Origin of the sequence: Canicola haemoglobinophilus (genome assembly GCF_002015075.1) — a bacterium.
Classification (GTDB): Bacteria; Pseudomonadota; Gammaproteobacteria; order Enterobacterales; family Pasteurellaceae; genus Canicola; species Canicola haemoglobinophilus.
Map to the genome: position 1 here is coordinate 50,367 of NZ_MUXZ01000017.1, position 12,023 is coordinate 62,389.

General features: G+C 36.0%; 10 protein-coding genes. 8 read left to right on the forward strand and 2 right to left on the reverse strand.

Going from position 1 to position 12,023, the window contains the following annotated elements:
• Positions 1 to 104: 104 nt before the first annotated feature.
• The 4 genes from ilvY (at position 105) to B0186_RS06135 (ending at position 5,526) form a co-directional block, all read left to right on the forward strand.
• Positions 105 to 983 carry an HTH-type transcriptional activator IlvY gene (gene ilvY, locus B0186_RS06120; protein ID WP_078218492.1) on the forward strand — a complete coding sequence of 293 codons (879 nt, stop codon included), beginning with the start codon at positions 105 to 107 and terminating at the stop codon, positions 981 to 983.
• 40 nt (positions 984 to 1,023) lie between these two features.
• On the forward strand, positions 1,024 to 1,911 hold the full coding sequence (rarD, locus tag B0186_RS06125; protein WP_078218493.1) for an EamA family transporter RarD: 888 nt from the start codon (positions 1,024 to 1,026) through the stop codon (positions 1,909 to 1,911).
• Between the two features lie 84 nt (positions 1,912 to 1,995).
• Positions 1,996 to 4,419: a S6 family peptidase gene (locus B0186_RS06130; RefSeq protein WP_078218494.1), complete on the forward strand. Its 2,424-nt coding sequence runs from the start codon at positions 1,996 to 1,998 to the stop codon at positions 4,417 to 4,419.
• Between the two features lie 66 nt (positions 4,420 to 4,485).
• The gene (locus tag B0186_RS06135; protein WP_078218495.1) at positions 4,486 to 5,526 is read left to right on the forward strand and encodes an autotransporter domain-containing protein; all 1,041 of its coding nucleotides are present in this window, start codon (positions 4,486 to 4,488) and stop codon (positions 5,524 to 5,526) included.
• A gap of 78 nt (positions 5,527 to 5,604) precedes the next feature.
• On the opposite strand, the gene B0186_RS06140 is transcribed toward B0186_RS06135, so the two are convergent.
• Complete coding sequence (locus B0186_RS06140) at positions 5,605 to 6,405, reverse strand: sulfite exporter TauE/SafE family protein (protein ID WP_078218496.1); 801 nt, start codon at positions 6,403 to 6,405, stop codon at positions 5,605 to 5,607.
• Positions 6,406 to 6,630: 225 nt separating this feature from the next.
• Between B0186_RS06140 and B0186_RS06145 the strand changes: the two genes are divergently transcribed.
• On the forward strand, positions 6,631 to 8,310 hold the full coding sequence (locus B0186_RS06145) for a solute:sodium symporter family transporter (RefSeq protein WP_078218497.1): 1,680 nt from the start codon (positions 6,631 to 6,633) through the stop codon (positions 8,308 to 8,310).
• Between the two features lie 11 nt (positions 8,311 to 8,321).
• Positions 8,322 to 9,770: a sulfatase-like hydrolase/transferase gene (locus B0186_RS06150; RefSeq protein ID WP_078218498.1), complete on the forward strand. Its 1,449-nt coding sequence runs from the start codon at positions 8,322 to 8,324 to the stop codon at positions 9,768 to 9,770.
• Between the two features lie 402 nt (positions 9,771 to 10,172).
• On the opposite strand, the gene B0186_RS06155 is transcribed toward B0186_RS06150, so the two are convergent.
• Entirely contained in the window at positions 10,173 to 10,586 is a 414-nt protein-coding gene (locus tag B0186_RS06155) for a helix-turn-helix domain-containing protein (RefSeq protein WP_078218499.1), read from the reverse strand.
• Between the two features lie 309 nt (positions 10,587 to 10,895).
• On the opposite strand from B0186_RS06155, the gene B0186_RS06160 reads away from it, so the two are divergent.
• Together B0186_RS06160 and B0186_RS06165 are read left to right on the forward strand one after the other, a co-directional pair.
• Positions 10,896 to 11,243 (forward strand): hypothetical protein, encoded by a 348-nt coding sequence (locus B0186_RS06160; protein WP_078218500.1) that lies wholly within the window; start codon positions 10,896 to 10,898, stop codon positions 11,241 to 11,243.
• A gap of 163 nt (positions 11,244 to 11,406) precedes the next feature.
• Positions 11,407 to 12,003, forward strand: a complete 597-nt coding sequence (locus B0186_RS06165) for a Crp/Fnr family transcriptional regulator (RefSeq protein WP_078218501.1) — start codon at positions 11,407 to 11,409, stop codon at positions 12,001 to 12,003.
• The last annotated feature ends 20 nt before the right edge of the window (positions 12,004 to 12,023 follow it).

The following is a 12,023-nucleotide window of genomic DNA, read 5'->3' on the forward strand; positions in this document are numbered from 1 at the left end:
TGTATTTCATTATAAGTATTTTTATCATTGCGTAAATTGAAATTATTTCAATATAATATTGCAATTAATGCAACAAAATCACATCAAAAGTGCGGTCTCTTTTTATGGAATTTAATGATTTAAAACTCTTTCTTGACTTAGCTGAAAATAAAAACTTCAGTAAAACAGCCATTCAACACCACATGTCCCCTTCAACGCTCTCACGCCAAATTCAACGAATGGAAGATAATTTGGGGCAGCCTTTATTTTTACGTGATAATCGTCAGGTATCGCTCACAGAGTGCGGTGAGAAATTTCTGCAATTTGCTCAACAAAACTGGCAGCATTGGCAACAATTCAAACAGCAACTAAATACGAACGAAGAGGAATTAAGTGGTGAATTGAAATTATTTTGCTCCGTAACCGCCGCCTATAGCCATTTGCCCGCTATTCTCGAACGTTTTCGTACCCTTTATCCCAAAGTAGAAATTCAACTAACTACAGGCGATCCAGCGTTAGCCTTGCATCTGGTACAATCACAACAAGTAGATTTAGCGCTAGCTGGACGTCCTCAAAATTTACCGCACAATATTATTTTCCATTATATTGATGATATTGCCTTATCCCTGATTGCACCACGAATAGCTTGTTCAGCAACACAGTTACTGCAACAAGATCCTATCGATTGGCAAACCATTCCTTTTATTCTGCCGGTGGAAGGCCCTGCTCGCCAACGCATTGATCAATGGTTTAAACAGAAAAAAATCAAACACCCTAAAATTTATGCCACAGTCAGTGGGCATGAGGGCATTGTGTCCATGGTGGCATTAGGTTGTGGATTAGCAATGTTGCCAGATGTCGTTATCAACAATAGCCCAATGCACAGCCAAGTTTCTCATGTCTCCCTCGACACGCCAATTGAGCCTTTTGAACTAGGTATTTGCGTGCAAAAAAAGTGCCTTGAATTACCGCTAATTCGTGCATTTTGGCAAGTATTAGAGTAGGCTATACAGCCTTAAGTGCGGTTATTATTTTGTGAGAATTATGATAAAAGGTATTATTTTTTCATTATTAGCCTCTTTTCTCTTTGGCTATATTTATTACTTTTCTACGTTGCTTTTACCTCTAGGTGGAGAGGATATTTTTGGCTATCGTGTTATTTTTACCGCTCCTTTTGTCATAAGTGCGGTGTTTTTATTTAAGCAAAAATACCATTTAATCGCTCATTTCAAACGTATTCAACGCCAGCCTTGGTTCATTCTCGTCTTTTTACTCAACGGATTAATGATGGGATTTCAAATGTGGCTATTTTTGTGGGCGCCAAACAATGGCGGTGCGATAAGTGTCTCATTAGGCTATTTATTGCTTCCTTTAGTCATGGTGGCAGCAGGTAGAATTTTCTTTAAAGAACATATTTCAAAATTAAAATACCTGGCTATTTTATTGGCAACAATTGGCGTTGCAACCAATATAGTCCTAACAGGCGGATTGTCTTGGGAAAGTATTGCAGTATGTGGATATGCTTTATATTTCATGATAAGAAAACACTTCAATATCGCTGATATTGCAGGATTTGCTATTGAAATGAGCTTAATTTTGCCGATCTGTATCTTTTTTGCTGCTCAAGTCAATATTGAACAAGTGCAGCAAGTTAACCCGCATATCATTTGGTTACTCTTACTTTTAGGTATTTTCAGTGGCGTAGCATTCATTTTTTATATTGCTGCAAGCAACTTACTTCCAATCAATTTACTTGGTTTGCTAGGTTATATAGAACCCATATTAATGCTTGGGGTTGCCTTTATGTTGGGAGAAAAAATATCCCTTGAAAGCTATCCATTATTTATCTGTTTAATTTCAGCAATGTTGCTGATTTTGGTTGATGGAATAATAAAAATAAGGGGCAAAAATGCAAATAAAGTGCATCTATAATCATAGTTTAGTATTCATTTTTAACTTGTTCAGCTTTATAATTCGCCCCTTTTTTTACCGAATGTGAACCAATAATATAACCCAATGAAAAATAACCTTAAATTAACCGCTCTTGCTATATTCACTCATTTAATATTCCAACAAATTGCTTATGCTTCTGTGGTACGCGATGATGTGGATTACCAATACTTCCGAGATTTTGCTGAAAATAAAGGGAAATTTTTTGTTGGGGCAAGTAATATTGCCATTCATAATAAGAATGGCGATTTAGTTGGAATTGCCATGCGTGATTTACCAATGCCTGATTTAAGTGCGGTAGTCCGTGATGGCTTTGCAACAGCAATTTCCCCTCAGTATATTAATAGTGTTAAGCATAATACTGGTTATGGGAGTGTTCAGTTTGGTGGAGCAACAAAGAACCCTGATGCTAACCACTATAATTATTTAGTTGTAGATCGAAATGATTTTCTAGGTGAAGACAAAGGGATCAATGCAGATTACCACTTACCTCGCTTACATAAATTAATTACTGAAATTGAACCTACAGTAATTACATCTGCTGGTTCCGCAAGTAGAACCTATTTAAATAAAAATCGTTTTCCCTCTTTTGCTCGTGTGGGAGCAGGCACTCAGGGAACTCGAGATCCAAACAATGTGACCACAAGAATTGCAGATCCTTACCGATATTTGCTTGGTGGAACACCACTCAACATCACACGAGGAGATTTAAATGGTTGGGCAGATGCCAGCGGTAACCTTTTTGAAGACTATTATGGACCTTTAGCAAACTATGCAGCAGCTGGAGATAGTGGCTCACCTCTTTGGGTTTTCGATAAGCAAGAAAACCGCTGGGTCTATTATGCTGCACTAAGAGGTGGAAAAAATGGGATTAATGGAAATCTAAATAGTTATATTGTTGTTAGAAAAGATTGGAATAAGCAGCAAATGCAAGAAGATATTGCAGGCACAATCACAAATAACAGCACAGCGCCACTTAATTGGACAATTCAAGATAATGCAATAAGTAACATTAGCAATGGTTCAGATATTGATTTTAGCCTCGCAATACATAATCCTAATTTAGTCAATGAATCAAAAAGACCTGCTGACCTAGCTAAAAATCATGGTAAAACCGTCTATTTTAGTGGTCAAGATTGTGTATTGCATTTAATGCAAAATATCAATCAAGGTGCTGGTGCGTTATATTTCGATACCAACTTCAGCGTTGAAGGCAACAGGGATGATATTGAATGGATTGGCGCAGGAGTTTCGGTTGCAGAAAATAAACAAGTAACTTGGAAAATTCATAACCCTGAGAATGATCGCTTATCTAAAATAGGCAAAGGAACCTTATATGTAAATGGCAAAGGGGCAAATAAAGGGGACATTAGTGTTGGTGAAGGGAAAGTTATCCTTGCTCAGCAAGAGAATGATGCAGGAGAAAAACAAGCCTTTAATCAAGTTGGCATTGTTAGTGGACGTTCAACAGTTGTTCTTAATGATGCAACACAAGTCGATCCAGATAAAATCTATTTTGGTTTCCGTGGTGGACGCTTAGATTTAAATGGTAACAATTTAACTTTTAAATACATTCAAAACACAGATGAAGGTGCGAGAATTGTTAATCATAATTTAACAAAAGCAGCCACTGTTAAAATAACAAATCCTCCATTGACTGACACCAATAAAATTTCTGCTTTTAATGGCTATTTTGGGGAAAATGATAAAAATAGAAAGAATGGGCAATTAAATTTAAACTTTGCACCAGAGACAGATGAGCACCTTTTCTTTATTACTGGTGGACTTGAGCTTAATGGTGACATCAATATCACAAAAGGTAATTTATTACTTTCTGGTAGGCCAACCCCACACGCCTATGACCATTTGAAAGGAAAAGATGTCATTATCGAAGATGATTGGATTGACCGCACTTTTAACGCAAATACAATCAATGTAGAACATGGCAATTTCTATGTTGGTCGTAATGTGCAAAGTGTCAATGCCAATTTTAGTGCTCAAAATCAAGCCAATTTACATTTAGGTTTTATCCAAAATCATACCCCAGTTTGTATTCGCTCTGATTACAGTGGCAAGGTCCTTTCTTGCCAAGCAGAAAATCTCGAAGAAAAAGTTTATCAATCCATTCCTACGACAAAAATATCAGGCAATGTAAATTTAGCTGATAACAGCAAACTAGCATTAGGCAAAACTGAGCTTAAAGGGCATATAACAACTTCGCCAAATACTGAAGTTCAGCTTTATAAAGATGCTCATTGGATTATGTCCAATGACAATACTGTCGATAATTTGGTTCTAAATGAAGGCAGTCGAGTTAGTCTAAATGGCGATGAAAACAATACTAATATCTTAACCATTAATAGAAGTTTATCAGGCAACGGGATATTTCGATTTTCTACCCATACCTCAGATCAAGTCGGAAATAAAATTCTAATAAAAGGAGCCGCACTTGGTAACTATCAGTTCGATGTTGAAGATCAAGGAGCCTAGCCGGATAAATCAAAACGTCTTACCTTACTAAGAGTCGAAAATGGTAATTTAGATAATCAGCTAAATGTGAGCCTACATAATAAAGATCACGTGGATTTAGGCACCTATCGTTATCACCTAATGAAAGATGATCAAGAGTTTTACTTATATAGCCCAGTTCAAGCGGAATATGATGCTGAAATGGCTCGGCTTGCTGAAATAGAGAAGAAATTATTAGCAGCTAACAATACACAAGCTGACTTAATTAGTGCTTCAGCAAATGCTGCCGTATCTGAGTTTTCATCGCAAATAAATGCTCTGTTGCATATTAATAGCTATTTAGATAGAAAACTGACTGAAAAACAAAACAAAGAATGGTATTTCTGGTCAAGAGTAGAAAATCAAAAAATGCATAACCGCTCAGATTTATACCGCTCTTATCAGCAAAATATCAACTTGCAACAAATGGGTATAGAAAAGCAACTATCTAATAATGTTGCTTTTGGCACGCTTTATTCTCTTACCCAAACAAAAGATCTTTATGCAGATAATATTGTGGGAAAAAGAAAAATCCATCAATTGTCAATGTATCTAAAAAAATATTGGACTGATAATTTCTTTTCCAGTATTGATATTGGTTATGCTAAGTCCAACAACCAAATAGATGCAAATGGCGAACAAAATAAGTTTAGTCGTAATATCTGGAGTTTTGGCGCTAATTTAGGTTATGGGTTTAATGTTGCAAATGTAAAAATCCAACCTCATCTCGCTTTACGCTACTATCAACTATCTTCCGTTGACTATGCAATTAACGAGCTAAATGCCAAAGCAAATGAAAATGTACTTGCATACCATGCTGGCATCTCAATTAGTAAAGTATTTCAATACAATGAATTAAGCATACGTCCTGAATTTACTTCTTATTATGTGGATGCAAATCATAAATCTGCCAATATAGAAAGTAATGATATTCAGCTTTCATCAGAATTTAATCGACAACTACGCAATGATTTAAATGTAAATCTGCAATACAAAAATATGAATCTAAACCTTGGATTTGGGTTGGGGTATGGTAGTAATGTAGATAAACAGCGATTATTGAATTTACAATTTGGTTATACATGGTAAAAATAAGCCTCTCGATTGAGAGGCTATTTTTATAGCATACAAAAAACTCGAAGAATAACCGCACTTTTCAGCTATATCTTACTTAGTCAAATGTACAACCAACATATAACTAGCAATAAATAACAAAATAAAACCGAGAATTTTTCTTGCTAATTCAGGTTTTAAAATGCCACGGATTTTCATGGATAAAAAGCTAGTACAAAATGAACTAAGTACCACAATACTTACAATAGAGAAATTCACATAGCCGATTTGCCAAGAGTTTTCTAATTGAAATGGTGCAGTTTTAGACAGATAACCATATAAACTTCCTAGACCACCAAGCACCATCATATAGTTTGTATAAGGTGCGATTTGATAAGGCTTCACAGAACGAAGTTGGCTAATTAAGGGCGCCATAATTGAGCCTCCGCCGATCCCTGTCATCCCTGCTACACTTCCACCAAATAAACAAAGAAGACAGCCTTTTAATCCGTCCTTATGAGGTCGTTCATCATGTTCTTTTTTACCTTTGGAAAAAATGGTTTTTATTGCTAATGTCGTCAGCGTTATCACAAATACAGCAATAATAAAATTGTCATTAAGATAAAAACTTGCCTCAAAGCCAAGTTGCACGCCAATTAACATTCCTAATGACCATAACAACATTGACTTAATGTTAATCTGAATTTTCTGTTTATAAAAATAAGTGAGATTAATCAGGGCAGACCCAATAACAATAGTTAAAGATGTGGCGGCAACCATCTGTAAAGGGAAATTAGGAAAAAGCGTATAGAGAATAGGCACCATCAGCACGCCACCACCAATACCCAATATAGCGGACATCAAGTTAGTTAACATGCCGCATAACACCAAAATCATAAGTAGCTGTAAACTCATCACGACTCCTTTTTTAGTTTTTCTTTAATTATCTAATTAGAGTAGAAATAATTATTATGATCATGCTCATATTCAATAAAAAAATTCTGAAATTATTTTTTGAACTGTGATCTAGCTCAGAGTTGGCCTATGATGAAGATCATAAGTATCCATTTTCCTATGTATTATACTAATTACGTATCTTAATAGATGCTTGTATTTTTTCATGCATTACAGGAGGACTATATGTTTTTAACCATTGTCAGTTTTCTAGTGGTAACAGGCTTAATTGCGGGGATTTCTTGGTATAAAACCAGAAATGATGATTTAACCACCTCAAAAGGCTATTTCTTAGCGGGTCGAGGTTTAAGTGCGGTGGTGATTGGTTGTTCAATGGTATTAACCTCATTATCAACAGAACAACTTATTGGCGTGAATGCGAACTCTTATAAAGGCAATTTCTCTATTATTGCTTGGACAGTTCAACCTGTTATTCCACTCTGTTTCTTAGCACTTTATCTTCTTCCTAAATATATTCGTAATGGTTATACCACCATTCCAGAATTCTTTGAGAGCCGTTTTGACCGTCAAACTCGTTTGATTATGTCAACGCTATTCTTAGTGTTCTATTTATTTATCGTAATTCCAACCGCACTTTACACAGGGGCAATTGCGTTTAACAAAGTCTTTAACTTAGAAACTATTTTTGGTTTAAGTTATGGTCAAGCCATTGTTTATACGGTTATCGCCATCGGCGTGGTTGGTGCGATTTATGCGATTTTCGGTGGTTTAAAAGCGGTTGCTGTTTCTGATACTTGGAATGCGGTTATCCTTGTGATTGGTGCATTGTTAGTGCCTATTTTCGCATTAAGTTATTTAGGTGATGGTAGCATTAGTGAAGGTTTTAAAATCATCACAACTACTCATATTGAAAAATTTAATGCGATTGGTAGTGCAACCGATGCTGTGCCATGGCCTGCAATGTTTACCGGTATCTTAATCGTACACTTCTTCTACTGGACAACTAACCAAGCAATTGTTCAACGTGCATTAGGGGCGAAAGACTTAAAAGCAGGGCAAAAAGGTATTTTAATTGCGGCATTATTCTTGCTGTTATTACCAATTATTCTTAACCTTCCAGGCTTATTAAGTTTCCATATTTTAGGCGAAGGCTTAAAAATGGACGTAACCTATCCTCAATTAGTGAATAAAGTATTGCCAACAGCATTACAAGGTTTCTTTGTTGCAGCATTATTCGGTGCAGTATTGAGTACATTTAACTCATTCTTAAACTCAGCAGCGACTATTTTCTGTAAAGACCTATTACCTTCAATCAGCAAAAAAGAGCGTTCAGACGTTGAGCTTATCGCCTTTGCGAAAAAAATCTCTGCGGTAATGGCGGTGGTAACAATTATTATTGCTCCGTTACTCATGTTTGGTACTGATGGTATTTTCTTAGTGACAAAACGTTTTGCAGGTTTCGTTAATATTCCAATTGTTGCATTATTTGCTGTCGGTTTATTTAACAAAACTGTGTCTGGATTAGCCGCTCGTATCGCTTTATTAGTTCACGTTGTACTTTATTTCTGCATCGTTTGGGTCTTCCAAGTGAAATGGAACTTCGTGTACGTCATGGCATCATTATTCGTCTTCGATGTTGTATTGATGTTATTCTTAGGTCAGTTCTTAAAACGTGCAACTCCTTATGAAGATAACAAAATCAACCATGCAAACGTTGATTTAACCAACTGGGAATATGCGAAATTGACTGTTGCGTCATTAGTATTAGGCTTAGTTACTCTTTATACTATCTTGTCACCTTTAGGATTAGCTTCAGAACAAGGTAATACAAGCCTAATTTTAGGTGTATGGGCAGTGTTACAAGTGATTGTAATCTTTGTATTCGGACGTAAACAAAAAGCATAAAGGCGTTATCTATGAATAATATTATCTATATTTTGCTTGATCAGGTGCGTAAAGATATGTTGGGTACCTATGGTCACCAAATTGTTAAAACACCGAATTTAGATCGCTTAGCAAAAGATGGTATTCGCTTTAATAATGCATTTACACCAGCTTCAGTGTGTGGTCCTGCGAGAACTTCACTTTTTACCGGATTAATGCCATCTAGCCATGGCATTATCAAAAATGGTGAAAAAGGCGGAACAGGGGAAATCAGTCAAACTTCCCCGAATATTGCTCGCTTAGAAGGATATAACACCTATGTTGTAGGTAAATGGCATGTGGGTACTAAATCTGTGCCTGAAGATTATGACATCAAAGGGCATAATTTTGATGGCTACGGCTACCCTGGCAGTGGCGTGTATAAAAATTTAGTGTTTAATCAGCCACCAACACATTCCAACCGTTATAAAGAATGGTTGGAAGAAAAAGGTTATGAAGCACCGACGGTAAGTAATGCGTACTTTGGCGATAATCCTCATTTACGCGTACAAGAACTTTGCGGATTATTGTCGGGAACGAAAGAAGAAACCATTGAGTATTTCATTATTGATGAAACTAAACGCTATATTCGAGAATCCTTAGCCGAAGGGAAACCGTTCTTTACATGGGTAAACTTCTGGGGACCTCATACTCCTTGTGTTGTGCCTGAGCCTTATTATTCGATGTACGATCCACAACAAATCGTACTCGATGAAAGTTTCTTCACACCATTAGAAGGCAAACCAAACCATTTCCGCACCATTTCGAAAATGTGGGGAATGTGGGAAGCCAGCGAAGAGCATTGGCGTGAAGTGATCGCTAAATTCTGGGGCTACATTACAATGATTGATGATGCCATCGGCGAATTATTCACCTTCTTAGAAGAGAATAATCTCTATGACAACACCTTCCTTGTTGCTACAGCGGATCATGGTGATGCAATGGGCGCTCATCGAATGATTGAAAAAGGTGAATTTATGTTTGAATCCACCTACAACATTCCGTTGATCATCAAAGACCCAAAATCTGATCGTAAAAATCAAGTGGATGATAATCTCGTTTATCTACACGACTTAACTTCTACAGTTTACGATATTGCAGGGCAACAAATCCCAGAAGCATTCCAAGGGGAAACCATCCTTCCAATCACTCGCCAAAACCAACCTAACCAACGCAAAGGGTTATTAGGGCAACTGGCAGGGCATTTCGTCTATTTCGAACAGCGAATGTGGCGTCGCAAAGATTACAAGCTAGCATTCAACGCGACTGATCTTTGTGAGCTATACGATATTCGCAAAGACCCAGATGAAATGCACAATCTCTTCTACGATCCTGAATACCGCGAGATCAAAAAAGAGATGTTGGAAGAAATGCGAGTAGAGATGAAACGTCTCAACGACCCGCTGGAAAATTGGGTATATCGTATTATTGATGAAATCTAAAAAAATAACCTTTGTAGGACGCCACGCTGGCGTCCTTTTTTAATCCAAACAAGCGGTCGATTTTTTATTATTTTTTGCAAATTGAGTTGCGGACAATTCCAACCGCACTTTATCAAATCTACAAATTCCCCATTAAATTGATCTATCAATAATTCCTATTTTCTTTTTTATAATTGTAACTTTTTCAAAACATAAAAAAGTTTAAAGTATAATTGAAACTTTTTTGATTTAGCAATGAAACTTCAATTATAAATACATTTGATGACAATACTTTTTAGGAGAAATAGTAGCTGAGTGTCCTCACAGGTGCCCGAAATATTATCAAAATATCACCGCACTTTTGGTTGAATCTTAAACATTAATGAAGATACAAGTACTAGCGAGAAAAAAGTGAATCGATTATTATGGTTTTTGAGTTATTTGATACATTTCCAACATCTGTCTCAATAGTGCAATTTCTTGCTTTTGATGTTCTATGGTTTCATCTTTATGGGCAATAATTAGCTGTAGCTTTTCATTCTCGAAAATAAAATCTTTAAACTCTTTGAGTTCTGAGCCAATGTTTACCGCATTTACTCCCGAAACATAATGATTCACTTGATAGGAAATGTTTCTATCACCAGAATTAATTAATTCTACGATATCCATATCGAAAATATTCGCAATCTGCTCTAACTTATCTAAAGTTAATTTCGTTTCACCTCGTTCTAATTTTCCATAGCTATTTGGCGACAAGTGCATTTTTTCTGCCATTTGCTCTTGAGAAAATAAATGTTCTTCTCGCAGTACACGAATACGTTCATTGATTTTTGTCATAACGCCCTCTTTTTTCGATGTAAATACATCGTTTTTAGGTTGATTACTTGCCTATTTCTTAATGGCAAAATAAGCGGTGCTCAGATATTCTAGCAAAGTTTGAATTTATCTACTAATCTAATTATTTGGGGTACCAATAAGTAAGCTCTTCAAAATTGTGGTGGAATAAGTCTAAATAAATTTCCTTTTTAGAGGAATGTGAATTTTGCTCTAACGTTGGAACACCTAAAATGCAAACTTAAAACCATTGCGAAAATGGTGTTTAGTACCAATCAATTATTTAAATAAACATATAGGAGAAAGAAAACTATGGGATTTTTTGACGCTTTATTTGATGCAGGAAAAAGTATGGTATCTGCAGCAGAAGAAAAAAGTAAGGAACTTATTTCTACAAACTGGGAGCAAATGAAATCTTTTAATAGTGAACGTTTGAAAAGTTTTATTCAACCGAAAGGGGCAACTAATGCTCTAAGCAAAATTGCTCTGTTGAGATTATACGAAATTGATCATTATAGCTTTCGTCATTTTATGAATGATGAGCAAGTGAAAGCATCTATTATTCAATTTTGTAAAAGTAATCCAATACAAATGAATACTCATCGAAATGCGGACGAGTTTATTCGTGTTGCAAATAGAATTATCAGTGAATTATCTTAAAATTTAGGGTTGTAACTGGTGATTAAACAAATTACTTACAGAAATAAACGAACTACTTAAAAATTAAAGAAAGGCGAGATTAAACTCGCCTTTTTTGTTACATTATTCAATCAGTAAATAACCAATAAAAACAACCGCACTTTTCCAATAAAAAAGGATAATTATGACTAGCCAGCTAATTTTGCCATCAGATTTAAAGCATTGTCATCTCAGTTATTTGCATCAACTACCTAAAGGGATGACTGTTTACCAACAAGGAGAATCAGCACAGGGTTTTTATTTTCTAAAACAAGGGCTGATTGGGCTTTGTCATACCTTAGATAATGGCAAAGAAAGTTTGGTGCGTTTGTATAAACAAGGGGATTATTTTGGTTTTCGCACTTTATTTGGCTTGGGAGATGGGCGTTATCATTGTAATGCGAAAGTATTAATTGAGGCGGAGATTGTGCAAGTTTGCCCTGAAGATATCGATCAATTTCTCGCACAAAATGCCCAATTAAGCAAAATCCTTATGCAGACTCTTGCCAATGAATTAAGAGATGCGGAAGAGCGTTTAGCTAAAAGTGCTTATTTACGCACTTTAGATCGTGTGATTGATAGCCTATATTTTCTTACGACCAACTTTCCTTACTATAATTGGACTTATCGTGAAATTGCCGAATATGCGGGCTGTGAAACAGAAACCGCCATTCGTATTGCCAAAGAATTGAAGCAAAATGGCTTATTTAACAATGTATTACCTAACAATAAAAGCAAATAAGTGCGGTGAGTTTTAGGACG